This window comes from Streptomyces sp. NPDC088116 (genome assembly GCF_044741745.1).
Lineage (GTDB): Bacteria > Actinomycetota > Actinomycetes > Streptomycetales > Streptomycetaceae > Streptomyces.
Genome location: NZ_JBIUTF010000008.1, coordinates 296,775 through 320,683, shown reverse-complemented (window position 1 = coordinate 320,683; position 23,909 = coordinate 296,775). Strand labels below are relative to the sequence as shown.

The following is a 23,909-nucleotide window of genomic DNA, read 5'->3' as shown; positions in this document are numbered from 1 at the left end:
CCGCCGTGCCGCCCACGAGCGGGGACGGCGCGAGGTCACGCCGCTGCCGTCGCGGGCGACCGCGCGCCTCTTTCCGCGCTGGGCGCGCTTTATGGGCGGGAAACAACACCGCACGCTTACCGAATGGGGTGAACTCGGCCGGGCGTGTGTTGGCATGCCTACGTCAATGGGCATTCCCCCGACGGCGGTTCTCGCCGTTGGGAGGGAAAGACAATGACGAGTCACACGACCGAAGCCGGACTGGAGGGCCTCCTCCACCGGGCGCTGCACGCTTCGGGAACAGACGCGCGCTGGACGGCGGACACGGACGAGACGTGGTGCCGTGTCGCGCCCCGGTCCGGGGCGCGGCGCGAACAGGGCTGGAAGCTGCACCTGTCGGCAACCGCCGCCTCCGCGCCGACCGTCCTGGCCAAGGCCCTGGACGTACTGCTGCGGGAGGAGTCGGCGTTCAAGTTCGCGAGGTCGCTCGATCAGGTGAGCGCACTCAACTCCCGTGCCACGCCCAGGGGAAGCTCAGGCAAGTTCATCACCGTCTACCCCCGGTCCGACGCCGACGCGGCCCGGCTCGCCCAGGCGCTGCACCGGGCCACGGCGGGGCTGGCCGGCCCCAGGATCCTGTCCGACCGGCCCTACACCGCGGACAGCCTGGTGCACTACCGCTACGGCTCCTTCGTCGGCCGGCGCCGGCTGTCGGACGAGGGCCTGCTGGTGTGGTTCATCGAGGATCCCGACGGCAACCCCGTGGAGGACAAGCGCACCGGCCAGTATTCCCCGCCGCCCTGGGCGGTCTGCCCGTTCCCCGCCGCGGGGCCCATGCCGCCGCGCACGGCGGACGAGGCGAGCGGCCCGGTGCTGCTCGGCGGCCGGTTCGCGGTACGGGAGGCGATCCGGCATACGAACAAGGGCGGCGTCTACCGGGGTACCGACGTCCGCACGGGCACCGCCGTGGTGATCAAGGAGGCCCGGCCGCATGTGGACACCGACGCCTCCGGCCGCGACGTACGCGACTGGCTGCGCGCCGAGGCCCGGACGCTGGAGAAGCTCAAGGGCCTGGGTCTGGCTCCGGAGTTGCTGGCGCTGTTCGAACACAGCGGGCACCTGTTCCTGGCCGAGGACCAAGTACCCGGGGTCCCCCTGCGCACCTGGGTCGCCGAACACTTTCGCGACGTCGGAGGCGAGCGCTACCGCACCGACGCGTTGGCCCTGGTCGCACGCCTGGTGGACCTGGTCGAGGCGGCCCACGCCCACGGCTGCGTCCTGCGGGACTTCACGCCCGGCAACGTCATGGTCCGCCCGGACGGCGAACTGCGCCTGATCGACCTGGAACTCGCTGTCCTGAAGGACGACCCCGCCCTGCCGACCCGCCTGGGCACCCCCTGCTTCAGCGCCCCCGAACGCCTGGTCGACGCACCCGTATCTCCGACGGCGGACTACTACAGCCTGGGCGCCACCGCCTGCTTCGTCCTGGCCGGGAAGGTGCCGAACCTGCTGTCCGAGGAGCCTGCCACCCGAGCCGCGGAACAGCGGCTCGCCACCTGGCTGGCCGCCTGCGCCGGGCCGCTGTCCCTGCCGGACGGTGTGGCGGAGATGATCCTCGGGCTGATGAAGGACGATCCCGCCGAGCGCTGGGACCCGCCCAGGGCCCGCGAGGCCCTCCGGAAGCCGGCCCCGGCGCAACCGGTGGGCGAAGCCGCCCACACGGCCCCGGCGCAATCGGTGTGCGACGCCGCCGCCCGCACAGCGGGGGACGACGCCCCTCACGATCCGGTGGCCGCCCTCGTCGACCACCTCATCGACTCGATGACCCCGGCGGACGACCGGCGGCTGTGGCCCGTGTCCACCACGGCCGGGGAGACCGACCCCTGCACCGTGCAGCAGGGTGCGGCCGGTGTCCTGGCCGTACTGACGCGGTACCGCGAACTCACCGGCGACCCCCGCCTGCCCGAGCTGATCTCCACCGCGGGCCACTGGATCGCACGCAGCACCGACACCCGACTCCCACGCCCCGGCCTGCACTTCGGCGGCCGCGGGACCGCCTGGGCCCTGTACGACGCCGGACGCGCCATCGGCGACCGACGACTCACCGACCACGCGCTGGCCCTGGCCCTGGCACCGCAACAGCCCACGCCCAGCCACGACATCACCCACGGCACCGCGGGCAGCGGACTCGCCGCCCTCCATCTGTGGCACCGTACCGGCGACCCGCGCTTCGCCGAACTCGCCGTGGACGCCGCCGACCGGCTGGCCGCCGCCGCACAGCGCGAGCCGGCCGGAGTGAGCTGGGCGGTTCCCGCGGAAGCCGTCTCCGAGGAGGCCGGCAAACGCTACCTCGGCTTCGCCCACGGAACGGCCGGCATCGGCTGCTTCCTCCTCGCCGCCGCGGCCGTCTCGCAACGCCCCGAGCACATGGAACTGGCCGCGGCGGCCGGCGAGCACCTGCTGGCCAACGTCGTGCTCACCGGCGCGGCGGCCCACTGGCCCGCCCACGCCACGGACGTGCCCACGGCCCCGTACTGGTGCCACGGAGCCGCGGGCGTCGGCACCTTCCTCGTCCGGCTGTGGCAGGTCACCGGCGACGACAGGTTCGGCGACCTTGCCCGCCGCGGCGCGCACGCCGTCGCGGAACGCGCCTCCCGCGCCGCCCTCACCCAATGCCACGGACTGGCGGGCAACGGCGACTTCCTCCTCGACTTGGCCGACGCGACGGGCGAGCCCACGTACCGCGCCATGGCCGAGGACCTGGCCCGCCTCATCCTCGCCGAAGGGGCCTACCGCCACGGCCACCTGGTCTTCCCCAACGAGTACGGGGACGTCTCGACCGGCTGGAGCGACGGATCCGCCGGAATCCTCGCCTTCCTCCTGCGGCTCCGCCACACCGACCCCCGGCACTGGATGGTCCAGCTGCCGGTCTGAGCGGCAGGAAGCCCTGCCGCCAACCCACAGAAAAAGGAGAAGCCCATGGAAAACCAGGACCTCGAACTGCTGGCCCGGCTCCACGCCCTTCCTGAGACCGACCCTGTCGGCATCGACGGAGCGGCGTTCGCCGCGACCTGCCAGTGCATCGGTCTGCTGACCCTGCTGAACACCATCTGCATCGGTATCAGCTGCGTCTAGGACGCCGGCACCACCCCGGCCGACGGCTGCTCCGGACAGCCGCCGGCCGGATCTCAGGCGACAAGGCGACAACCCGCCAAGCGAGGAGTCCACGCTGTGAGTCGGCAGCCACACGCCGGTGATGACCACCGCACCCGGGCGGCCCTCATTACCGGCCCGCCCGTCACACACCACCCTCCGCAGCCCGTGTACGCCATCCGCGCCCGCGGTCTGGTCAAGAGCTACCCGGGCCCGGAGGGCAGTACCACCCACGCCGTACGCGACGTGGACCTGGACGTGCCACAAGGTGAGACCTTCGCCTTTCTCGGCCCCAACGGCGCCGGGAAGTCCACCACTATCGCCATGCTGTGCGCCCTGGTCCGCCCCACCGCCGGGCACGCGACAGTGGCCGGCGCCGACGTCCTCGCCCAGCCCCACGAGGTACGGCGGCAGATCGGCATGCTCTTCCAACACAGCGCCCTGGACCCGGACCTGACAGCCGACCAGAACCTCCACATCCACGCACGCCTCTATGGGCTGCGCCGCCGTCACGCCCGCGAGCGCGCGACCGAGGTACTCGACATGGTCGGTCTGACCGACCGGCGGCGCAGCCCGGTTCGCACCCTGTCGGGCGGCATGCGGCGCCGCCTGGAGATCGCCCGCGGCATGCTGCACACCCCCCGGGTGCTGTTCCTGGACGAGCCGACCACCGGACTCGACCCCCACGCCCGCGCCCAGGTCTGGGAGCACTTGCGCACCCTGCGCGACCGGCACGGCAGCACGCTTTTCGTCACCACCCACTATCTGGAGGAGGCGGAGAACTGCGACCGAATCGCCATCATCGACCGCGGCCGCCTGGTGGCACAAGGCACGCCCCTCGCTCTCAAGGCCGCGATCGGAGATGACCGGGTGGCGCTGCACACCAGCGACGACGCGACAGCACAGCAGGTCGTGCGCCGGATCGCGCCGTCGAACCGCGCCATCACCGTGGACACCGACGGGATCCGTCTGCGAGTGCCCGACGGCAGCGCCTGGATTCCCCGCCTGTGCGCGGCACTGGAAGGCCACGGCATCGCCGTGCACGCGGCTTCCGCGACCCCACCCACACTCGACGATGTCTTCTTCCGCCACACCGGCCGCAGCATCCACGCCACAGAAACCGGCCGGACACCGGCCGACCCGACCCCGTGCGAAACCACGGCGGAAGCCGGAGGCGGCCGATGACCACACCCACCCTCCGGACCCCAGCCGCCTCCGGCAGCGAACGGCCGCCCCGCCTGCGGCACGAGCTACGCGCGGTGCACGCCCTGGTCCACCGCGATCTGCTGCGCCTGGCCGGTCAACGCACCCACACCGCACTGATGCTGCTCCACCCCGTGCTCTACCTCCTCGTCCTGGGCGGCGGACTGGCCGCCCTCATCCCCAGCAGCTCACTGGGCGTCGGCTACCAGGCCTACCTCTTCCCCGGGATGCTGATGATGACGGTGCAGATGCCGGCCATCACCGTCGGCATGCGCCTGATCGCCGACCGGCAGAGCGGCTACCTCCGAGAACTCCTGATGGCCCCGGTCAGCCGCTCGACCCTGCTCCTGGGAAGCTGCGTCGGCGGCACTCTGGTCGCCACGACCCAGGGCTCCGTGCTGCTCGGCCTGGCCGGTGCCGTGGGCCTGCCCTACGACCCACGGCTCCTGGGGCTGCTTCTCGCCGGCATCATCCTGGCCTCCTTCACCATCACCGCCCTGGCCCTGGCCCTGGCCGTGGGCCTCCGCAGCGCGGAGACGTTCCACATGCTGCTCGGCCTGGTGATGATGCCGCTGCTGTTCCTTTCCGGTGCCTTCTTTCCGCTGGAGTCCATGCCGGGCTGGGCCCGCACACTGGCCGACGCCAATCCGCTCGCCTACGGAGTGGACCTGCTGCGCCGCTGCATCGCCCTACGGGTACCGGACCAGGCAGCCGTAGGCGGCATCGAATGGGCCGGCCGGCAGCCTCCCCTGCTCCTCGAAGCCGCCCTCCTCCTGACCTGTGGCACATTGGCCCTCCTATGGGCGGCCCGCCGCTTCGGCCGCCCGGAATGACGAGCCGGCAGCCGTGGTACCTACGGCTGGATGCGCTCGGCGGTGTCCGGCTGGTTCAGCAGTGCGAACCGTGTCAGAGAGCGGACCTGCTCGAAGGTCTGGAGCCCACCGATGTCCTCCGGGCCGACCAGGCCGCTCCGTGGACCTCCTCCAGTTGCGCTTCCACGGCCTGAATCGCGGGCCCGCTGGAGATCGCTGATGTCCTGAGGTTCGGAGATCTGCATGCACGGGCCGCCCGCATGGAGCCCGGCACGGCACCCCGGTGTTCCTCTCGCCGTCGGGTCGGCCTGATCCTCGGATCAATCTCTTCTTCCGCCAAGGGAAGATGGTGCCCTCCGAGTCCGGGACGTGGAAGCGGTACGCGTACTCGCTGGTCGTATGGCTCGACTTCCTGGACGCCCTTGGCCGCTCCTGGGATGCCGCGACGGTGAGGGATGCCGAAGCGTTCAAGGACTGGCGCCTCACCGATCTGCGCAACGAAGAACGGATCAGGTCGACGTCCTTCGATACCGATCGCGCTGGCCTCAACTCCTTCTGCTCGTGGGCGAGAAACCGCTACGGGACCTTCAACCCCGTTCCGGACCGTGCACGCCGACGCCGTGGACGAGAGCGGCGCGGCACCCGGGCACGGGTACGCGCGCAGGCGGAGGGAAACTCTGCGTCCGGGCGGATCGACGCGACGGCAGGTGTCCGGGAACGTCACCCGCCTCCCCAGCCCGCGCCGACGGGCGTCTCGTCGGTAATCGTTCAGACACGGAGAAGCTCGCTTCCGGCCTTGGGGATCGGCACAACGTTGGCCCAATTCCCCAGCGTCTGCTCGATTCCCCACTTGATTGAGCGGTGAGCGGTGAGCGGTGAGCGGTGAGGCCGGGGTCGCGCCCCGGACCGCCTGGGCTCAGCCCAGCGCGTCCATCAGGGCGGTGACATAGGCATCCAGCCGCTCCTCCACGGCTCGCCTCGTCAGCTCCGTCCTGCCCGCCTCGCGCCACGGCCGCGACACCAGGTGCACTTCCTCCGAGCAGGCCAGCCCGTCCCGCACCTGCCAGTACAGCCGCTCGTCCGGGGCCGCGGCCAGCGTCCCGCCGGCCTCCTCGTACGCCTCAGCGAACCGCAGACCCCACGCCGGTCCGTGCAGTAGCGCGAGATTGGTGGCGCAGTGTGCGACATCGAGGTCAGCCGGGCCCCAGGAGGTCGCCGCCCAGTCGACGACGCCGGTGATCCGGGCCCGTGCCGGGTGTGCAGGCGGCACGTCGAACAGCACGTTGCCGGGTTGGAAGTCCCGGTGCAGGAATCGCCCCTCGTAGGGCGGCGCGGGCTTGCGGATCACGTCGATCGCCGCGGCCCATGCCGCCGCGTCGGCGCCCTGCGGAACGACGGCGGTGTCGGCGGTCGTCAGCGTCACGTACGTCGGGGGCCGCTCGGCGGGTCGCAGCGCGTGGATCGCCACGAGTTGGCGTGCCAGCAGTGGGACGCGCGTTTCCACTCCCTCGTTGTCGAGGACCGTCCGGCCAGGAAGATGCGTCATGAGGAGCGACGGATACTCGCAGTGCGCGGCGGTCGGATCAACCGCGACCAGCCGAGGAGCCGGCACGTCGGTCCCCTCGAGCAGGGTCAGGGCGCCCGGCTCCCTGCCCATCGAGTCCTCGGCGTGCCCCACGTAGAACGGGTCGACAATGCTCCGCAGCACCAGATCACGGGTGCCGCCGTCCCGCGTGCCGATGATCAGCCTCCGCATCTCGGCGGTGATGCCACCGTGCAGCGCCTCGGTGCCGACGACCCGTTCGCCGGCCTCCAGGTGCCGACACACCCAGGCCAGCGTCAACGGTCGAACAGCCGCCGCTCCACCGTGGTTGGTCACCGTGCCACCTCATCATCCGGACGGTGCTCCGAACAACCCGACAAACTTGATCCCGACAACCCACCTGCCTGATGAACGCCCGGTGGTACCCATTTGTCGAAGCGGTCGTGATGGACGAGCAGCACCTTGCCGTTTTCGACGAGAAAGTCGAAATCGTATGGCAGCAGGCCGACTTGGCCTCACCTGAATGTCATCGAGGGCTGGATGACACGTCATTGGTCATGACATCGCGATGTCATCACGTCCACGTCATGAACGGCCGGATGGTTGAACTTGCCCTCCACCGGACTGCTCGGGGCGGGCGACGTCCCCCGCCGGGGGCGAGGTAAGGGCCGCGAGGCCCACCCGCGCCCCCGGGTACGGTCAGTGACGCGATGACCTCTGTGTGTCCCAAATGCCTTACGCTGGCGATGAGGTGATTCGATGTCGTCACTGCAAGAGAACGTCCGAAATCATCGGCGCCGCACGGGCATGAGCCAGGAACAGCTCGCTGAAGCGGCGGGCCTCTCGGTCGGTGCCGTCCGCAAGGTCGAGCAGGGCGGAAGCGCCCGCGTGGAGACCCTGCACATGCTGGCAAGAGCACTCGGCACCACAACGTCGAGTCTCTTCGTCACCGAGGCGCCCGAGCCTGTTCGTGAGAACAACGGGGACAGCGTCAAGCTCATGGAGCTGAGGCGGGCGCTCATGCCGCCCATCGGGCTCTCCGAAGTCGTCGTGGAACCGGAGCAGGCGACCGATCTCGCCGACCTCCAGCGCGCCATCGATGAGACCCAGAGCCTGTATCGCGCGGATCGCTACGACTCCGTGGCGAAGCGTCTTCCCGGCATTCTGCGTGCCGCCGAGGCGACCGTCGGCGTCAGCGAGGAGGGGGAATCGCGGCAGCGGGCGGTCATAGTGCGTGCGTGTGCTTTCTTCCTGGCCGGCAAGTACTTGACGCAGGTCCGGCGCAACGACATGGCGTATCACGCCCTGTCGCAGGGCATCAGGGACGCCAGGGAGACGGGACAGACTCTTCTGGCGGCCACCGGTGTGGTCGGTATGGGGTGGCTGCTTCTGCGCCAGGACCGGTTCGACGAGGTCGAGCGCCTGTCCTCCGTCACAGCGGCCGAGGTCGAGCCGCGCATGTCCGACGCCAGTCCGGGCCAGCTCGCTGTCTGGGGCGAGCTCTGCCAGCGCGTCGCCTCCGCGGCCATGCGCAACAACCGTCCCGACGTCGCCAAGGAGGCCCGCAGGATGGTGGCCACGGCGGCGAGCGCGCTGGATGTGGAACACACCGACTTCCGCCAGCACTGGGGCACGTTCGGGCCGGTGACAGCCGAGTTGAAGGCGATCGAAGACCTCTGCCTTGTCGGAGACGCCCGGGGTGTGTTGCGGAGGGCCGACGAGGGGCTCGTAGGCAGCAAGGCGTTGAAGAGGTTCGGTCGGCCGAGTGCGATCAACTGGGACCGGCATCGTCTTGATGTCGCACGGGCTCATGTCACGCTCGGATCCCATCAGGACGCGATGCAGGAGCTGAACACCATCCGTCGTACCGCCCCCGAGTGGATCAAGCACCAGCCGATGGCGGGCCACATCATGAGCGACATCCTGGCGCGCCGGAAGCGGACGTTGACCCAGGACATGCGAGAGATGGCCACCCACCTGGGTGTGTCCGGCTGACTACTGTGCGTTGTGGCACTTCCTGACGGCACCTCGGTGAAGTGCCACAACGCATGTCTGGGGCGAATCGTCGTGCCCGCATAGCGTTTTCGCATGGCGAGCAATCAGCAGATCAAGCCTGTGAGAGGCACCGTCGCCCGCGACACCCGCACCCTGCGCACCGGCGTTGTGATGGGAAGTATCGGCGGCAGAGTCCAGTTACGCTCTCTCGGCGGCGGACGCGAATGGGACACGTATCCGGATCACTGCGAACTGCTGGAGAGAGCGGGTCCCGCGCCCGCTGCGGACGCGATGGGCGACACCGGAGACGGTTGGATGCCGCAGAACCCTCCCGCGTGGTGGCCCACGGCGTTCGACGCCTCCCCTTCATGGGAGACGCTTCAGGCGATCGTGTGCGGGTTACGGCGGATCGCATGACCGGAGATGTCGGCAAGCCCCAGTCCCAGGCCCCGACTCTGTGGGGACCCGACCTGGAGCCGACGCCGGTTGAGGGATGCGACGTCTGCGCCGCACTGGTCAGACAGCGCGAGCAGGCGCGGCGTTCGATCGGCGCGCTGAGCGTACGGGAGTGCAACAGGGAGCTGCGGGCTCACCCGCACCGGCGGGCGGGGGACTGGAAATGAGTTGCTCACGGTGTGCGGCGCTGGAGACGGAGAAGCAAGTGGCCCGATCGGCAGGCGACTTGACCAGGGTCACTGACTGTGTCGTCCTGCTCCGTCGGCACCCTCAGCATGACAACGTCCCTGTGGCGGTCGAGAGGGAGTGGGAGGGAGTGAGCGGGCGCCGAGTGAGTGTTTGAGACCCGGGCTGTTGTTTGAGGCGGGGCAAGAACGCTCCAAGAACTCATTTCACCGGCGGACCGCACGCCTGTCACTCCAGGAGTCGCCTTGCAGTACAACGGACTGATCCTTGATTTCGGCGGAGTCCTCACGACCCGAATGATCACTGGGCCGACCTTCGAGAAGGCGGAAGGGCTGGAACCCGGTGCTTACTCCCGCGCGCTTCAAGAACACCCGGACGGCGTGCGGGTGTACGCCGACCTGGAGGTCGGCAGGGCCACTCAGCGGCAGTGGAACGAGGTCATCGGGCGAATCCTGGGTGTCGACCCCACCGATCTGATGCGGCGGGCCCTCTCCTGCCTGAGCCCTGAACCCGCCATCGTCCAGGCGGCTCGGAGAGCGCGGGAGGCGGGTATCAAGGTGGCCATGCTCTCGAACTCGTTCGGCCTGGAGCCCTATAACCCCTACCGGGATCTCGGCCTGGACCAAGGGTTCGATGTAGTGATCCTTTCCGAGCTGGAGCAGGTGAGAAAGCCCTCTCCGCTCATCTACCAGCGGACTTTGGATGCCCTCGGCCTGTCGGGACCGGAGTGCGTTTTCGTGGACGACACCGCGGAGAACCTGCCTCCGGCGGAGGCGCTGGGAATCACGACCATTCACCACGACGACCCGGTCCTGACCGCAGAGCAGTTGGACACCTTCCTCAGCCGACGATGAACCGGCGTCTGGCGTCAGCTCTGCGGACCGGTTGATGTGGCTGCTCGTCAAGGGCAGCCACATCACCGGAGGACCCCACCCGCGTCACCTCACGCGTCGAACTCCGAGAGGTCGATGGCGTGTACGTGCAGCGGGAAACCGTGCACCGGGTGGGTGGTGACGCGTTCGGGGACCATGCCCAGCTTTCGCATCACGTTCTCCGACGCCTCGTTGCCCGGTCGGCTGATGCTGATCACGCGGTCGATGCCACGGTCCTGGAGCGCGAACTCCAGGGCGGCGTGGGCCGCTTCCGACGCGTAGCCCTGGCCCCAGAACGGCTGGCCGAGCCGCCAGCCGATCTCCACGGCGGGCAGTACTTCCGGCAGGTACTCGGGTACGGACAGGCCCGCGAAGCCGGCCAGTTCTCCCGAGGCGAGGAGTTCGACGGCGAAGAGGCCGAAGCCTTCCTCGTCCCAGTCCTCCTCCCACCGTTCGACGGCCTCCGCGGTCTGGTCCGGGGTCAGGACCGAGCCGTCGTCGATCCAGCGCATGACCTCGGGGTCCGCGTTGATTTCTCCCATGGGGACGAGGTCGTCCTCGGTCCAGCGGCGCAGGACGAGGCGGGGCGTGTGGATCTCGGTCATGGCCCCATCCTGGGGTGTGGCCGTGCTCCCGGCCAAATGAGGTCCCTCGGGTGGAGACACCGACACCCTCGAAGCTCACCTCTGCCTCGGAGGACCACTCGGGCATATCTCAGGGGAACCGCTCCGGACATCAATCGTGATGACGAGGCGCCATGGACCACAGGATGAGTAAAGGGGGAGCAAACAGTCCCCCGGGGGAAGGACGCAGGGCTCGCCCGTCACCCGGAAGAATCGTTCCTGTCGTGATGGGACACCGAGGGGGAGAAGCTATGCGTATGCGAACAGCCCGGCTCGTCGGAGCGGCGGTGGGGGCCACACTGCTGATGACGAGCGTTGTGCCGGCCGCCACCGCCGCCGCTCCGGGGGCGCCCGGCGCGGAAGCCGCCCCGTCGAGAACCGAGCCTCTGGACCGGGCCGCCCTGCGCGCCGGACTCGACGCCATCGACGAGGCGGGGATGTACGGCGTCTACTCATCCGTCCGCGCGGGCTCCCAGCGCTGGACCGGCGCCGCCGGGGAAGCCGATGTGGACACGGGACGCCCGATGAAGCCCGGCATGCGCCACCGGGTCGGCAGCGTCAGCAAGACCTTTACCGCCGTCGCCCTTCTCCAGCAGGTGGAACAGGGCCGGATCGACCTCGACGCGCCGGTCGCCGACTACCTCCCGGACCTCATCCCGGGAGAGCGCGGCCGGACCGTCACCGTACGCATGCTCCTCAACCACACCAGTGGTATCGGCGACTACATACTCGGCGCCTTCCCCTCCCTGGCCCAGAACTCCACCACCAGCCTGGAGGAGGAGCGCTTCCGCTCCATCCCCCCGGAGGAACTGGTACGCATCGGCCTCAAGGCCCCGGTCACCGAGCAGGGGAAGTTCAGCTACTCCAACACCAACTACGTGATCGCCGGGCTGATCCTGGAGGAGGTCACCGGCCGGGACGCCGCGACCTACATCACCCGCAACGTCATCGACCGGGCCGGGCTGCGCCACACCTCGTACCCGCGCACCCCGTACATCGCCGGCCCGCACCCCCGGATGTACGAGTCCTTCTACGGTCTGGGCGGCCCGCCCCGCGACTACGGCGTCTACAACATGTCCTGGGCGAGCACGGCCGGTTCGATCGTCTCCACCACCGACGATCTGAACCGCTTCTACCGCGTCCTGCTGGGCGGGAAGCTCATCGGCTCGTCCGCCCTCACCGAGATGCTCCGCACCGTACCGGCGGGCGGGGTCGGGTACGGCCTCGGTATCTACTCGCTCGACCTGTCCTGCGGGCGTTTCTGGGGCCATGACGGGGCGGTGTTCGGCGCCGCGACGATGGCGATGTCCAGCCGCGACGGCAAGCGCCAGCTGGCCTATGGCTGGAACCTGACGAAATATCAGAAGATCAATGAGGAAGGGCAGTTGGAGCCGAGTCCGATCGACGCGGCCATCAACGGCCACATGGTCGAGGCGCTCTGCCCCGGCGCCGGCGCGGACGCCCGCAAGGCGCTGCCCGGCGATCCGTCCGGCAGCCTGCCCGGCGTCGACATCGCTCCGGACAGCCGGCCGGCCACCCTGGCTCGCTGAAGCCTGGAGGGGACCGCTGGAGCGCCGGAGCCCCTCTCCGGCGCTCCAGCCGCTCGTCACCCCAGCTCCCGCTCGCGGGTCTCCGGCAGCGCCAGTACACACAGCAGCGACACCACGGCCATCGCGCTGACGTACCAGCCCACCGACGCCGAGCCGAAGCCCGACTGGAGGCGCGTCGCGATCAGTGGGGAGACCGCGCCGCCGAGGACTCCGCCCAGGTTGTACGCGAGGGACGCGCCCGAGTAGCGGACCCGGGCGCCGAACAGCTCCGGGAGATACGCGCCCATCGGGCCGTACACGACGCCCATGCAGAACAGCGCGCCGCCCAGCGCCAGGGCGATCAGCACCGGCTGCCCGGTGTCGAGCAGCGGGAACAGGATCAGGCCCCAGACCCCCGCCAGCCCGCAGCCCACCAGCACCAGGCGGCGCCGGCCGCCCGCGTCGGAGCGGGTGGCGGCCAGCCAGGTGCCCGCCGCGAGGAAGAGGCAGGCGACCAGGGACAGTGCGAGCATGGTGTTCCGCGGTACGCCGAGAGTGGTGGTCGCGTACGACAGGCAGTACGTCGTGGCCGTGTAGAACAGTCCGTACGCGACGATCATCCCGCCCGCGCCGAGCAGCAGTTCGCGCGGATGACGCCTGACGACGTCGAGCGTCGGGGCCTTGCTGGCCTCCTGCCGCGCCATCACCCGCTCGAAGACCGGCGTCTCGCTGATCTTCAGCCGTACGAACAGGCCGACGGCGACGAGCAGGAACGACAGCAGGAACGGAACGCGCCAGCCCCAGCTCGCGAAGGCCGCGTCATCGAGGGAGGCGGACAGCAGCCAGAAGATGCCGGTGGCGGCGAAGAAGCCGACGGACGGGCCGAGTTGGGGGAACGCGGCGTACAGGCCGCGCCGTCCCCGAGGCGCGTGTTCCACGGCCAGGAGCGCCGCGCCGCCCCACTCGCCGCCGAGGCCGATGCCCTGGAGGAAGCGCAGCAGGACGAGCAGCAGGGGTGCCCAGATGCCCCAACTGCCGTAGCCGGGCAGCAGTCCCACCAGGGCGGTGGACAGGCCCATCAGCAGCAGCGAGGCGACGAGGACGGATTTACGGCCGACGCGGTCGCCGAAGTGGCCGAAGACGACCGAGCCGATGGGCCGGGCGGCGAAGGCGACCGCGTAGGTGGAGAAGGAGGCGAGGGTGGCATTTATGGGGGAGAGGTTCGGGAAGAACGCCTCGTTCAGTACCAGCGCCGCCGCCGTGCCGTAGATGTAGAAATCGTAGAACTCGATGGCGGTGCCGATGAAACTGGCCACCGCCACCCGGCGCATGCTCTCCGGGGTGTTGTCCCCCGGGCTGCCGTCCGCCCGACTGTGGACCCCCGGTCCCGCCGGGCTGCCGTCGGCGGGGCCGGGGCTTTTCTTCGCGCGCTTCGTCGCGTCCGCGGGGGGCGTCGTGTCATCGATCACGACCGGCACTCTGGCGGCCGAGGTACGGAGCGGTCAACGGGCAGTACACGTACTCCCGGATGGTGAGACGTCCGGTCGCGGGCCCCGGATTCCGCAGTGCGGGCGGAAACGTCCACGTCGGAACGTCGACGGCCCGTGACCGTCGGTGCCCGTGACCGGTGCGGCACTCGTCACCGGTAGTGCAGATATCTCCGGCGTACGGAACGGAAGTCCGCGAGTTCGTCCCGCCAGGCGTCCACCACCTCGTCCGTCGACGCGCCCGCGTCGATCATCGTGCGGACCGCGCTCGAACCCGTCAGCTTGTCGATCCAGTTGTCGGAACGCCAGGCGAATCCGCCCCACACCTTCTTCGCGGTGACCAGCAGCGCGATTCCGGTGCGTACCGGATCGAACAACTCCCGGTCGTGTACGTGCAGTTGCACCCCGCCGATCGTCTTGCCCTGAAACTTGGAGAAGGTCGGCGCGAAGTACGCCTCGCGGAAGCGCACGCCCGGCAGCCGCTCCGCGTTGGCCGCCTGCGCCCACTTCCGGTCGATGCCCTCCGCGCCCAGCAGCTCGAACGGGCGGGTGGTACCGCGCCCTTCGGACAGATTCGTCCCCTCGAAGAGGCAGGTGCCGGAGTACGCGAGCGCGGTGTCGGGCGTGGGCATGTTGGGGCTCGGCGGCACCCAAGGCAGGCCCGTCGCGTCGAAGAAGTCGCCGCGACGCCAGCCGGACATCGTCACCACGTCCAACCGGACGGGCTTCGCGGTGAGGAACTCGCCGTTGAACAGCCGCGCCAGTTCGGCGACGGTCATGCCGTGCGCCTGCGAGATGGGCCGGCGTCCGACGAAGGTGGCGAACTCCGGGTGCAGAACGGGCCCGAGAGCCGCCCGCCCGCTCACCGGATTCGGCCGGTCCAGCACCACGCATCGCTTGCCCGCGACGGCCGCCGCCTCCATGCAGTCGTACAGCGTCCAGATGTACGTGTAGAAGCGGGCGCCCGCGTCCTGGATGTCGAAGACGACGGTGTCGACGCCGGACGCGGTGAAGATGTCCGCCAGCGGCTGCCCGCTCTTGAGGTACGTGTCGTAGACGGGCAGGCCGGTGGCCGGATCGTCGTAACGCCCCTCCGAGCCCCCGGCCTGGGCCGTGCCCCTGAAGCCGTGCTCCGGACCGAAGACGGCGGTCGGATTCACCCGGTCGTCGGCGTGCATGACGTCCACGATGTGGTGCGCGTCCCCGGTGATCCCGGTCGGATTGGTGACCACGCCGACCTTCTGCCCGGCGAGCAGCCGGTAGCCGTCGGCGGCCAGCCGGTCGAAGCCGGTACGGACACGGCCTCGGCCCGACCCCGCGCCGGACCCCTTTCCCGACGATTGCGTGGAGCTGAGGGAGGGCCCAGGGGCCAGCGCCCCCGCGGCCCCCACCGCGCCACCGGCGGCCAGCAAACCCCGTCTGGACAGGCTCATCCCGCCACCCTCGTCACGTCTGCCGCCCCCGTCGCCTCCACTGCCTCCGCCGCCCCCGCTGTTACCGCCGTCCTTGCCGCCTCCGCGCATCGGGCACCTCCACACCTCGGGCCGACTGTCATGGCCACGCACGCTAGCGCTCCGAACAGGCGCGCGGAACGAGGCGTGGCCCGGTGGTCCGGCGCCCGCGCGCTCGGCTATCCCACCGCTGTCCCCGCACCCTTCCCCACCGTTTTCCCCATCCCTTCCCCCGCTCCATACCGACTGGTTAGTCTGCTGATGTCGACGGCGTAGTCGACAAGGAACCAGCAGCCCGGAAAGGAAGGTCCCGATGAGTACGGTGCACGGTGCGGGAGTTGTGGTCACAGGGGCCGGAGGCGGCATCGGTGCCGCGCTGGCCCGCCGGTTCGCGGCCGAAGGTGCCCGCGTGGTGGTCAACGACCTCGACGCGAGGAAGGCCGAGGCCGTCGCCGCCGAGATCGACGCCGTGGCGGTCCCCGGAGACGCCTCCCTGATCGTGGCCGAGGCCCGCGAAGCCCTTGGCGGCACCGTCGACATCTACTGCGCCAACGCCGGCGTCGGTTCACCCCCGGGCGACGAACTCTCCGACGACGACTGGTCGGCCGCCTGGGACGTCAATGTCATGGCGCACGTCCGGGCCGTCCGGGGCCTGTTGCCCGACTGGCTGGAGCGCGGCAGCGGCCGGTTCGTCTCCACCGTCTCCGCCGCCGGACTGCTCACCATGATCGGCGCGCCCTCGTACAGCGTCACCAAGCACGGCGCGCTGGCCTACGCGGAATGGCTCTCGCTGACCTACCGCCACCGCGGCCTCAAGGTCCACGCCATCTGTCCGCAGGGGGTACGCACGGACATGCTGGACGCCACGGGAAGCGCCGGTGAACTCGTGCTCGCCCCCACCGCCATCGAGCCGGAGGCCGTCGCCGACGCCCTCATCGCGGCCATGGCGGAGGACCGTTTCCTCGTGCTGCCGCACCCCGAGGTGGCGGGCTTCTACCAGGCGCGGGCCGACGATCCCGACCATTGGCTGGACACCATGAACCGGATCCAGCAGAAGTGGGAGAGGATCGACGGATGACAGGTTCGATATACGCGGCCAAGCCCTGGCTCGGTCTGCTCAGCGAGGCCCAGCGGATCCCGCTCGACCCGCCCGCGTCCGTCGTGCACGCCTTCCGCGCGGCCGTCACCCGCGTCCCCGAACGCACCGCGCTCGCCTACTTCGACGGCCGGATCAGCTACCGCGAGGCCGATGAGCTGTCAGACTCCGTGGCCGGCCATCTCGCCGCCCAGGGGCTTGCCGCGGGTGACCGCGTCGCGATCATGCTCCAGAACAGCCCGCACTTCGTCCTCGCGCTGCTCGGCGCCTGGAAGGCGGGCGCGATCGTCGTCCCGCTCAACCCGATGTACAAGTCCGCCGAGGTCGCGCACGCGCTGGCGGACGCCGAGGTCACGGCGCTGATCTGCGCGGACCGTGCCTGGGAGTCGTATCTGCGCGAGACGGCCGCCGCCTCGCCCGTACGGTTCGCCCTCACCGCCTGTGAACTCGACTTCCAGACCCGCGACGACCCCCGCGTCCTCGGCTTCGCCCGCCTCCCGCGCCCCACCGACACCGACGATCTGCTGGCCGTGGCGCGCAGTGGACTGCCCGCGCCCGCCGAGCGGGACCCGGCCGCCACCGACGTGGCGCTGATCAGCTACACCTCGGGGACCAGCGGCAAACCCAAGGGCGCGTTGAACGCCCACGCCAACATCATGGTCAACGCCGAGCGCCAGCGCACCGGCCACCCCATCGCGGAGGGCGCCTGCTACTTCGCGCTCGCGCCGCTCTTCCACATCACCGGCATGGTCTGCGAGCTGGCCGCGTGCGTCGCCAACGCGGGCACCCTGGCCCTCGCGTACCGCTTCGAGGCGGGCGTGGTCCTCGACGCCTTCGCCGAGCACCGCCCCGCGTACACCGTCGGTCCCTCCACGGCCTTCATGGCGCTGGCGGCCCAGCCGGACGTCACCCGGGAGCACTTCAGCTCCTTCGAGGTGCTCTCCTCGGGCGGCGCGCCCCTGCCGCCCGCGCTGGTCGAGTCGTTCCGCGCGGCCCTCGGCCCGTACCTCAGCAACGGCTACGGCCTCACCGAGTGCACCGCCCCCTGCGCCTCCGTACCGTCCGACAGGGAAGCCCCGGTCGACCCGGTCTCGGGCACGCTCTCCGTCGGTGTGCCGGGGCCCGACAACGTCGTACGGATCATCGACGCCAAGGGCGCGGAGCTGCCCTTCGGCGAGCAGGGCGAGATCGCGGTGCGCGGCCCTCAGGTGGTGTCCGGCTACTGGCGGCTGCCCGAGGCGACCGCCGAGGCCTTCCCGGACGGTGAACTGCGCACCGGTGACATCGGGTTCATGGACCCCGACGGCTGGCTCTACGTGGTCGACCGCAAGAAGGACATGATCAACGCCTCGGGCTTCAAGGTCTGGCCGCGCGAGGTCGAGGACGTGCTCTACACCCATCCCGAGGTGCGCGAGGCGGCCGTGGTCGGTGTCCCCGACCTCTACCGGGGAGAGACCGTGAAGGCGTACGTCAGCCTGCGCCCCGGCGCCACGGCCGGACCCGCCGAGCTGAGCGCGTACTGCCGGGACCGCCTCGCCGCGTACAAATACCCTCGCGAGGTGGAGATCCTGCCCGAGCTGCCCAAGACCACAAGTGGAAAGATCCTGAGGCGGGAACTGCGTCCCCCCAAGTAGGCGTCCCGTAGATCACGCGGACGGCGCGGACAGTGTGGACAGCGCTGAAGCGTCGGCACCGCGGACATCACGGGCAGCACGGACGTACGGAGCGGTACGGAGCGAAAGGCAGTGGCGGCACATGGCCAGGACGACGACCGACGGGGGCGGCACGCCCGTCCCGCAGCGGCTGCTGGCCGCCGCCACCCGGCTCTTCGCGGAGCACGGTTACGACCGCACCTCCGTCCAGGAGATCGTCGAAGCGGCGGGAGTCACCAAGGGTGCGCTCTACCACTACTTCGGCTCCAAGGAGGATCTCCTCCAGGAGGTCTACGCCCGGGTGCTCCGCCTCCAGCAGGAGCGTCTCGACGCCTTCGCCGACGCGGACGAGCCGGTGGAGCAACGGCTGCGGGCGGCCGCCGCCGATGTCGTCGTGACGACGATCGACAACCTCGACGACGCCTCGATCTTCTTCCGCTCGATGCACCATCTGAGCCCGGAGAAGAACAAGCAGGTACGGGCGGAGCGGCGCCGCTATCACGAGCGGTTCCGCGCGCTGGTCGAGGAGGGGCAGCGGAGCGGGGTCTTCTCCACCGCCACACCGTCCGATCTGGTGGTGGACTACCACTTCGGCTCGGTCCACCATCTCTCCACGTGGTACCGGCCGGGCGGCCCGCTCGCCCCGCAGGAGGTGGCGGACCATCTGGCGGATCTGCTGCTGCGGGCGCTGCGTCCGTAGCGCCGGTCCGTCGCCGTCCGCGGCCGGGTCCCGCCCCGGGAAGCCGGCCATGTCCCCAGGGCCTGCGCGCCGTACAGGCCCTGGGGACGTTGTGGGGGTCGGCTCTTTCGCCTCTGTTCGCGGCGGGAGCCGAAGGAGTGCACGCCTGAAGCTATCGAGGGGAACGCCCCACGTTATGGGCTGAAGGGTGATTTTCACCGTAAAGGCTGAAGTGGGTGGCGAGTTGACGTCAAACGGTGGTGGCACGCCCGGCGCCTGTGCGCCAGACATGCCACCACGACCTCACCCGCCGGACGTGCCACCACGCCGTCCCCCGCCGGTCACCACCCGCCGGCCGATCAGAGGTACCTCCTCAGCTCCCGCCGCGCCAGCGACCGCTGATGCACCTCGTCGGGACCGTCCGCCAGCCGCAAGGTCCGTGCCGCGGCCCACAGTTCGGCCAGCGGGAAGTCCTGGCTGACCCCGCCCGCGCCGTGCAGCTGGACGGCCCGGTCGATGATGTCGACGACCGCGCGCGGGGTGGCGATCTTGATGGACTGGATCTCCGTGTGCGCGCCGCGGTTGCCGACCGTGTCCATCAGCCAGGCCGTCTTCAGCACCAGCAGGCGCAGCTGCTCCACCGTCACCCGTGCGTCCGCGATCCAGTTCTGGACGACGCCCTGCTGCGCGATCGGCTTCCCGAAGGCCGTACGGGACACGGCCCGTCGGCACATCAGCTCGATCGCACGCTCCGCCATGCCGATCAGCCGCATGCAGTGGTGGATACGGCCGGGACCGAGCCGGGCCTGGGCGATCGCGAAGCCGCTGCCCTCCGCGCCGATCAGGTTGGCGGCGGGCACCCGGACGTCGTCGAGGACGACCTCGGCGTGGCCGCCGTGCGCATGGTCCTCGTAGCCGTACACCTGCATGGCGCGGCGGATTTCGAGCCCCGGGGTGTCGCGCGGGACCAGGATCATCGACTGCTGGCGGCGGATGTCCTCGCCGTCCGGATCGGTCTTGCCCATCACGATGAAGACCGCGCAGTCCGGGTTCATCGCCCCGGAGATGTACCACTTGCGGCCGTTGACGACATAGTCACCGCCGTCGCGCCGGATCCGGGTCTCGATGTTCGTCGCGTCCGACGAGGCCACCTCGGGCTCGGTCATCGCGAACGCCGACCGGATCTCGCCCGCGAGCAGCGGCTCCAGCCACTGCTTGCGCTGCTCCTCGGAGCCGAACTGGGCGAGCACCTCCATGTTCCCGGTGTCGGGCGCCGCGCAGTTCAGCGCGGTGGGGGCCAACTGCGGGGAACGGCCGGTGATCTCGGCGAGCGGCGCGTACTGGAGATTCGTCAGCCCGGCTCCGTACCCGGCGTCCGGCAGGAAGAGGTTCCACAGGCCCTGCGCGCGCGCCTCGGCCTTGAGTTCCTCCACGACCGCGGGCGTGTCCCACGGGCCGGCCAGCCGCGACCGCTGTTCGTGCGCGACCGCCTCGGCCGGCAGGACGTACGCGTCCATGAAGGCGAGCAGCTTGGCGCGCAGCTCCTCGGTGCGGGCGTCGAATGCGAAGTCCATGGAATGTACTCAGCCTTCCTGAAGGGTGGTGAGGCCGTGCCGGATGAAGACGGGGACGAGATCGCCGATCCGGTCGAAACCGGCGCCGACGGTCTGTCCCAGGGTGTGGCGGTAGTGGATGCCCTCCAGGATCACGGCGAGCTTGAACCAGGCGAACGCCGTGTACCAGGAGATGGCCGAGGTGTCCCGGCCCGAGCGTGCCGCGTACCGCTCGACCAGCTCACCGGGTGCGGGATGCCCCGCCGCCCCGGCCGTCGTACTGATGGGAGAGTCCGGCAGCTCCAGGCGCGCGCTGTACATCACCAGCAGCCCCAGATCGGTCAGCGGGTCGCCGAGCGTGGACATCTCCCAGTCGAGGACCGCCTTGATCCGGTCGTCCTCGCCGAGCAGGACGTTGTCGAGCCGGTAGTCGCCGTGGATCACGGTGGGCGCGGGGGAGGCGGGCAGCGCACGGCCCAGAGCCGTGTGCAGTTCGTCGATACCGGCCAGTTCGCGGTTGCGGGACGCGTCGAGCTGCTTGCCCCAGCGGCGCAACTGCCGGTCCAGGAAACCCTCGGGACGGCCGAAGTCGCCCAGACCGACCGCGTCCGGGTCGACGGCGTGCAGGTCGACGAGCGTGTCGACCAGTGCGAGGACGGCGGAGCGGGTGCGCTCGGGGCCGAGCGGGGCGAGCTGTTCGGCCGTACGGTACGGCGTGCCCGCCACGTACTCCATGACGTAGAAGGGCGCGCCGAGTACGGACTCGTCGTCGCAGAGCAGCAGTGGCTCGGGCACCGGCACGGCCGTCGGATGCAGCGCCTCGATCACGCGGTACTCGCGCTTCATGTCGTGGGCGGTGGCCAGGACATGGCCCAGCGGGGGCCTGCGCACCACCCAGCGGCCGGTTCCGTCCGTGACGGTGTACGTCAGATTCGACCGGCCGCCCTCGATGAGACGCGCGTCGAGCGGTCCGCCCACCAGCCCGGGGCGCGCGCGGTCCAGATGGCCGCGCAGTCGCTCGGGGTCCAGTCCTGGCGGGGGGACTTGGTTCATCGTGCGTACCTCCGTGAGGGCGGCGGGCGGGCGGTCGCCGTGGTGCGGGGAGCGAGTGGATCCCATGATGCCGACCAGTCGGTATGTAGTCCAGTGCCGGTGGGACACCGGTTCGCCGCCTGCCCGCTGTCCGCGCGGACAGCGACCACGCGCGGACAGCGACCAGACGGCGAACCCCGACCCCGTGTGCCTGCGGCGTCCGCGTCAGGCGTGACAGGCCACCGGCACGCCGCCGTTCATCGCCGTCATGTCGGCGAAAACGGCGCCGACATCCAGCGGCGAGCCCTCCGGCAGCCCGTCCAGCTCCGCGTACGCGCGGTGCAGGTTGGCCACCAGCCGCTCGCTCTCGCGCAGTTCGGCGAACTCCCCGAGATCGGCGCCGCGCGCGGCCTCCAGCGGGGAGAGGCCCTTGGCGTGCGTCGTCCCCGCCAGCTCGGTGACGTACCGCAGATAGTTCTCCGTCGCGTCGTACGCCGACGGGTCGGTGATCGGGCCGTGCCCGGGGACGACGACCGTCGCGTCCAGCGACCGCAGCAGTTCCAGTGCCCGCAGGGATCCGCGCAGGGAGCCCATCGGCACGAACGGCGTACCGCCCTGGAAGACCAGATCGCCGGTGAAGACGATGCCCTGCTCCGGCAGGTGCACGATCGAGTCGCCGATGGTGTGCGCCGGGCCGGGGTGGATGACCCGTATCTCGACCGCGCCCACATGGACGGTGAGGCGATCGTTGTACGTCACGGTCGGCGCGGTGATCGTGATGTCGCCGAAGTCGGTCTGCGGCCAGACCATATGGAGCTGGTGACCGGCCGCGAACTGCTCGCTGCGGCAGGAGTCATGGCCGATCACGGTCGCCTCGGGCACGAACACGCTGTTGCCGTAGGTGTGATCGCCGTGATGGTGCGTGTTCACGATGGTGCGGGGGAGCGGAACGCCGGCCTCGGCGACGGCGTCGCGCAGTCGCAGTGTCCGGCGTTCGGTGGCGGTGGTGTCGACGAGGAGGGTCGACCCGCCGTCGCTGATGAACCCCGCGTTGTTCAGGCACCAGCCGCCGTCCGGCTGGACGTAGGCGTGCACTTCGGGGGTGAGACGGACGGTGTACGGATCCGTGGCAGGCATCGGGGTCCTTCGGGTCGGGCCTAACGGTCGGTCTGAGCATGCCAGTTGAGGATGCGCCGCCGGACGCGCGGGTTCGCCGCTCCTCCGGCACACTCACACCAACATGATCACACTCACACCAACGCGATCACACTTACACCATTACGGTCAGTGCGATCACGGTCACACCATCACGGTCACCGCGATCACGGCGAGCAGCACGGTGCAGGCCGTGGCGGTGAGCGCCGCGCGCTCCGTGAGCCGCCGCGGCCTGGCGGCCTCCAGTGTGAGTACGCGCCGGTGTGCCACGCCCAGAAAGCCCAGCCAGGCCAGGGCGATCAGCGCGGTGCCGGTCAGAGCGGCCGCCGTACCGCCGTGGTGGATCGCCTGCCGGGCCGCGAGCACCGCCGCCACCGTGCAGGAGAGTGTCGTACGGCGCCAGGCCAGCCGCGTCCGCTCGGGCTGAAGCCCCGGATCCCGTTCCGGGTCCGGTCCCGAACCGCGTCCGGACTCCGGTCCCTGCCCGTGACCGTGGCCCGCGCCCTCGGTCATCAGCCCGCCCGGCCCAGCACCACGATCACCAGCATCACCACGGCGACCACCCCCACCGCCAGACTCAGCAGGGTCGGGAACCGGGTCACGGGCAGATCCTCCTTGCGCCGCATCGCCCGCTCGCAGCGCACCCAGTGGTTGACCGCCCGCAGCGCGCACAGCGCCCCGGCCGCGAGCAGGGCCGCCGCGAGCCCGACCCGTACCCCCCAGCGCAGGTCCGGCAGGAACTGGTCGACCGCGAAACCGCCGCCGACCAGCGCGAGCGCCGTCCGGATCCAGGCCAGGAAGGTGCGCTCGTTGGCGAGGGAGAAGCGGTAGTCGGGGGTCTCGCCCTCCTCGCCGATGCGCTGGGGCGAGAACCACAGCCGCAGGCTCCGCGCACAGCTCCGTACAAACTCGATCACGCACCGCACCCTACGCGCGGTGGATACGGAACGCTTTGAGCCGTTCGTAGGCAGCGCGCCCGTCCGGAGCCCACTCCCAGGTGCTCAGCCGCCGCTCCAGCTCCTCCTCCGGGAGGAAGTCGTGCCAGGCGACCTCCTCCACCTGGGGGTTCACCGGCAGTGTGCAGCGGACCTCGTACACATACGACCACCAGCTCTGCGGGCTGTCCCCGGCCTCGTACATGAACGGGAACAGCGGTACGGGCCGGGGCAGCCCCGACACTCCCAGCTCCTCCTCGGCCTCCCGCAGCGCCGCCTCGTCGTAGCTCTCGCCCGCGCCGACGACACCGCCCACGAACATGTCGTACAGCGAGGGGAAGACCAGTTTGCCGGGGGTCCTGCGGTGGACGAAGACCCGGTCGTCCGCGTCCCGGGCCAGGACGAAGACACAGCGGTGGCGCAGGCGCTTCGCGTAGACCTCGCCGCGCGGGGCCTGCCCGATGACGTGGTCGTTCTCATCGACTATGTCCAGGATCTCGTCAGCAGCGCTCATACGA

23 protein-coding genes are annotated in these 23,909 nt (G+C 70.3%); 12 read left to right on the top strand and 11 right to left on the bottom strand.

Going from position 1 to position 23,909, the window contains the following annotated elements:
* Positions 1-213: 213 nt before the first annotated feature.
* From lanL to ACIOJD_RS30330, 4 genes are all read left to right on the top strand, one after another.
* Positions 214-2,913, top strand: a complete 2,700-nt coding sequence (lanL, locus tag ACIOJD_RS30345; RefSeq protein ID WP_401919262.1) for a class IV lanthionine synthetase LanL — start codon at positions 214-216, stop codon at positions 2,911-2,913.
* Between the two features lie 45 nt (positions 2,914-2,958).
* Positions 2,959-3,114 carry a VenA family class IV lanthipeptide gene (locus ACIOJD_RS30340; protein ID WP_401919261.1) on the top strand — a complete coding sequence of 52 codons (156 nt, stop codon included), beginning with the start codon at positions 2,959-2,961 and terminating at the stop codon, positions 3,112-3,114.
* 96 nt (positions 3,115-3,210) lie between these two features.
* Positions 3,211-4,317: an ATP-binding cassette domain-containing protein gene (locus ACIOJD_RS30335; RefSeq protein ID WP_401919260.1), complete on the top strand. Its 1,107-nt coding sequence runs from the start codon at positions 3,211-3,213 to the stop codon at positions 4,315-4,317.
* Positions 4,314-5,168, top strand: a complete 855-nt coding sequence (locus ACIOJD_RS30330; protein WP_401919258.1) for an ABC transporter permease — start codon at positions 4,314-4,316, stop codon at positions 5,166-5,168. The genes ACIOJD_RS30335 and ACIOJD_RS30330 overlap by 4 nt, the downstream gene beginning before the upstream one ends.
* Positions 5,169-5,188: 20 nt before the next feature.
* Here ACIOJD_RS30330 and ACIOJD_RS30325 read toward each other — a convergent pair whose 3' ends face one another.
* Together ACIOJD_RS30325 and ACIOJD_RS30320 are read right to left on the bottom strand one after the other, a co-directional pair.
* On the bottom strand, positions 5,189-5,392 hold the full coding sequence (locus ACIOJD_RS30325; RefSeq protein ID WP_401919257.1) for a hypothetical protein: 204 nt from the start codon (positions 5,390-5,392) through the stop codon (positions 5,189-5,191).
* A 671-nt stretch (positions 5,393-6,063) separates the two neighbouring features.
* Positions 6,064-7,026, bottom strand: coding sequence for a phosphotransferase family protein (locus ACIOJD_RS30320; protein WP_401919256.1), 963 nt, complete (start codon positions 7,024-7,026; stop codon positions 6,064-6,066).
* A gap of 423 nt (positions 7,027-7,449) precedes the next feature.
* Here ACIOJD_RS30320 and ACIOJD_RS30315 point away from each other — a divergent pair, with 423 nt between their 5' ends.
* The 4 genes from ACIOJD_RS30315 (at position 7,450) to ACIOJD_RS30300 (ending at position 10,181) form a co-directional block, all read left to right on the top strand.
* Positions 7,450-8,685 (top strand): helix-turn-helix domain-containing protein, encoded by a 1,236-nt coding sequence (locus ACIOJD_RS30315; RefSeq protein ID WP_401919255.1) that lies wholly within the window; start codon positions 7,450-7,452, stop codon positions 8,683-8,685.
* A 93-nt stretch (positions 8,686-8,778) separates the two neighbouring features.
* Positions 8,779-9,102, top strand: coding sequence for a hypothetical protein (locus ACIOJD_RS30310; RefSeq protein WP_401919253.1), 324 nt, complete (start codon positions 8,779-8,781; stop codon positions 9,100-9,102).
* On the top strand, positions 9,099-9,308 hold the full coding sequence (locus ACIOJD_RS30305; protein ID WP_401919252.1) for a hypothetical protein: 210 nt from the start codon (positions 9,099-9,101) through the stop codon (positions 9,306-9,308). The genes ACIOJD_RS30310 and ACIOJD_RS30305 overlap by 4 nt, the downstream gene beginning before the upstream one ends.
* A gap of 264 nt (positions 9,309-9,572) precedes the next feature.
* The gene (locus ACIOJD_RS30300) at positions 9,573-10,181 is read left to right on the top strand and encodes an HAD-IA family hydrolase (RefSeq protein ID WP_401919250.1); all 609 of its coding nucleotides are present in this window, start codon (positions 9,573-9,575) and stop codon (positions 10,179-10,181) included.
* Between the two features lie 89 nt (positions 10,182-10,270).
* On the opposite strand, the gene ACIOJD_RS30295 is transcribed toward ACIOJD_RS30300, so the two are convergent.
* Entirely contained in the window at positions 10,271-10,804 is a 534-nt protein-coding gene (locus tag ACIOJD_RS30295; protein WP_401919248.1) for a GNAT family N-acetyltransferase, read from the bottom strand.
* Positions 10,805-11,079: 275 nt separating this feature from the next.
* Between ACIOJD_RS30295 and ACIOJD_RS30290 the strand changes: the two genes are divergently transcribed.
* Positions 11,080-12,372, top strand: a complete 1,293-nt coding sequence (locus ACIOJD_RS30290) for a serine hydrolase domain-containing protein (protein ID WP_401919403.1) — start codon at positions 11,080-11,082, stop codon at positions 12,370-12,372.
* A 56-nt stretch (positions 12,373-12,428) separates the two neighbouring features.
* On the opposite strand, the gene ACIOJD_RS30285 is transcribed toward ACIOJD_RS30290, so the two are convergent.
* A complete protein-coding gene (locus ACIOJD_RS30285) occupies positions 12,429-13,682 on the bottom strand; it encodes an MFS transporter (protein ID WP_401919402.1) in 1,254 nt (417 codons plus the stop codon).
* A gap of 308 nt (positions 13,683-13,990) precedes the next feature.
* On the bottom strand, positions 13,991-15,271 hold the full coding sequence (locus ACIOJD_RS30280; protein ID WP_401919247.1) for an exo-beta-N-acetylmuramidase NamZ domain-containing protein: 1,281 nt from the start codon (positions 15,269-15,271) through the stop codon (positions 13,991-13,993).
* A 331-nt stretch (positions 15,272-15,602) separates the two neighbouring features.
* Here ACIOJD_RS30280 and ACIOJD_RS30275 point away from each other — a divergent pair, with 331 nt between their 5' ends.
* From ACIOJD_RS30275 to ACIOJD_RS30265, 3 genes are all read left to right on the top strand, one after another.
* A complete protein-coding gene (locus tag ACIOJD_RS30275) occupies positions 15,603-16,367 on the top strand; it encodes an SDR family oxidoreductase (RefSeq protein ID WP_401919245.1) in 765 nt (254 codons plus the stop codon).
* On the top strand, positions 16,364-18,019 hold the full coding sequence (locus tag ACIOJD_RS30270) for a class I adenylate-forming enzyme family protein (protein ID WP_401919243.1): 1,656 nt from the start codon (positions 16,364-16,366) through the stop codon (positions 18,017-18,019). The genes ACIOJD_RS30275 and ACIOJD_RS30270 overlap by 4 nt, the downstream gene beginning before the upstream one ends.
* A 121-nt stretch (positions 18,020-18,140) precedes the next feature.
* Positions 18,141-18,737 carry a TetR/AcrR family transcriptional regulator gene (locus ACIOJD_RS30265; RefSeq protein ID WP_401919241.1) on the top strand — a complete coding sequence of 199 codons (597 nt, stop codon included), beginning with the start codon at positions 18,141-18,143 and terminating at the stop codon, positions 18,735-18,737.
* A gap of 338 nt (positions 18,738-19,075) precedes the next feature.
* Here the strand turns inward: ACIOJD_RS30265 and ACIOJD_RS30260 are convergent, their stop codons facing one another.
* The 6 genes from ACIOJD_RS30260 to ACIOJD_RS30235 all read right to left on the bottom strand — a co-directional run bounded on the left by ACIOJD_RS30260 (position 19,076) and on the right by ACIOJD_RS30235 (position 23,905).
* The gene (locus ACIOJD_RS30260; RefSeq protein WP_401919240.1) at positions 19,076-20,290 is read right to left on the bottom strand and encodes an acyl-CoA dehydrogenase family protein; all 1,215 of its coding nucleotides are present in this window, start codon (positions 20,288-20,290) and stop codon (positions 19,076-19,078) included.
* Positions 20,291-20,299: 9 nt separating this feature from the next.
* Entirely contained in the window at positions 20,300-21,322 is a 1,023-nt protein-coding gene (locus ACIOJD_RS30255; protein ID WP_401919239.1) for a phosphotransferase family protein, read from the bottom strand.
* 204 nt (positions 21,323-21,526) lie between these two features.
* On the bottom strand, positions 21,527-22,438 hold the full coding sequence (locus ACIOJD_RS30250; RefSeq protein WP_401919238.1) for an MBL fold metallo-hydrolase: 912 nt from the start codon (positions 22,436-22,438) through the stop codon (positions 21,527-21,529).
* 162 nt (positions 22,439-22,600) lie between these two features.
* Entirely contained in the window at positions 22,601-22,969 is a 369-nt protein-coding gene (locus tag ACIOJD_RS30245; RefSeq protein ID WP_401919237.1) for a DUF202 domain-containing protein, read from the bottom strand.
* A complete protein-coding gene (locus tag ACIOJD_RS30240) occupies positions 22,969-23,373 on the bottom strand; it encodes a YidH family protein (protein WP_401919236.1) in 405 nt (134 codons plus the stop codon). The genes ACIOJD_RS30245 and ACIOJD_RS30240 overlap by 1 nt, the downstream gene beginning before the upstream one ends.
* Positions 23,374-23,383: 10 nt before the next feature.
* A complete protein-coding gene (locus ACIOJD_RS30235) occupies positions 23,384-23,905 on the bottom strand; it encodes an NUDIX domain-containing protein (protein WP_401919235.1) in 522 nt (173 codons plus the stop codon).
* Positions 23,906-23,909: the final 4 nt, after the last annotated feature.

Coding starts and splice junctions, on each gene's coding strand:
- ACIOJD_RS30245 (WP_401919237.1), bottom strand. CDS start 22,969: ATGACCGAGGGCGCGGGCCACGGTCACGGGCAGGGACCGGAGTCCGGA.
- ACIOJD_RS30285 (WP_401919402.1), bottom strand. CDS start 13,682: ATGCGCCGGGTGGCGGTGGCCAGTTTCATCGGCACCGCCATCGAGTTC.
- ACIOJD_RS30290 (WP_401919403.1), top strand. CDS start 11,080: ATGCGAACAGCCCGGCTCGTCGGAGCGGCGGTGGGGGCCACACTGCTG.
- ACIOJD_RS30280 (WP_401919247.1), bottom strand. CDS start 15,271: ATGAGCCTGTCCAGACGGGGTTTGCTGGCCGCCGGTGGCGCGGTGGGG.
- ACIOJD_RS30265 (WP_401919241.1), top strand. CDS start 18,141: ATGGCCAGGACGACGACCGACGGGGGCGGCACGCCCGTCCCGCAGCGG.
- ACIOJD_RS30340 (WP_401919261.1), top strand. CDS start 2,959: ATGGAAAACCAGGACCTCGAACTGCTGGCCCGGCTCCACGCCCTTCCT.
- ACIOJD_RS30255 (WP_401919239.1), bottom strand. CDS start 21,322: ATGAACCAAGTCCCCCCGCCAGGACTGGACCCCGAGCGACTGCGCGGC.
- ACIOJD_RS30295 (WP_401919248.1), bottom strand. CDS start 10,804: ATGACCGAGATCCACACGCCCCGCCTCGTCCTGCGCCGCTGGACCGAG.
- ACIOJD_RS30325 (WP_401919257.1), bottom strand. CDS start 5,392: ATGCAGATCTCCGAACCTCAGGACATCAGCGATCTCCAGCGGGCCCGC.
- ACIOJD_RS30305 (WP_401919252.1), top strand. CDS start 9,099: ATGACCGGAGATGTCGGCAAGCCCCAGTCCCAGGCCCCGACTCTGTGG.
- ACIOJD_RS30310 (WP_401919253.1), top strand. CDS start 8,779: ATGGCGAGCAATCAGCAGATCAAGCCTGTGAGAGGCACCGTCGCCCGC.
- ACIOJD_RS30260 (WP_401919240.1), bottom strand. CDS start 20,290: ATGGACTTCGCATTCGACGCCCGCACCGAGGAGCTGCGCGCCAAGCTG.
- ACIOJD_RS30270 (WP_401919243.1), top strand. CDS start 16,364: ATGACAGGTTCGATATACGCGGCCAAGCCCTGGCTCGGTCTGCTCAGC.
- ACIOJD_RS30275 (WP_401919245.1), top strand. CDS start 15,603: ATGAGTACGGTGCACGGTGCGGGAGTTGTGGTCACAGGGGCCGGAGGC.
- lanL (WP_401919262.1), top strand. CDS start 214: ATGACGAGTCACACGACCGAAGCCGGACTGGAGGGCCTCCTCCACCGG.
- ACIOJD_RS30315 (WP_401919255.1), top strand. CDS start 7,450: ATGTCGTCACTGCAAGAGAACGTCCGAAATCATCGGCGCCGCACGGGC.
- ACIOJD_RS30250 (WP_401919238.1), bottom strand. CDS start 22,438: ATGCCTGCCACGGATCCGTACACCGTCCGTCTCACCCCCGAAGTGCAC.
- ACIOJD_RS30235 (WP_401919235.1), bottom strand. CDS start 23,905: ATGAGCGCTGCTGACGAGATCCTGGACATAGTCGATGAGAACGACCAC.
- ACIOJD_RS30330 (WP_401919258.1), top strand. CDS start 4,314: ATGACCACACCCACCCTCCGGACCCCAGCCGCCTCCGGCAGCGAACGG.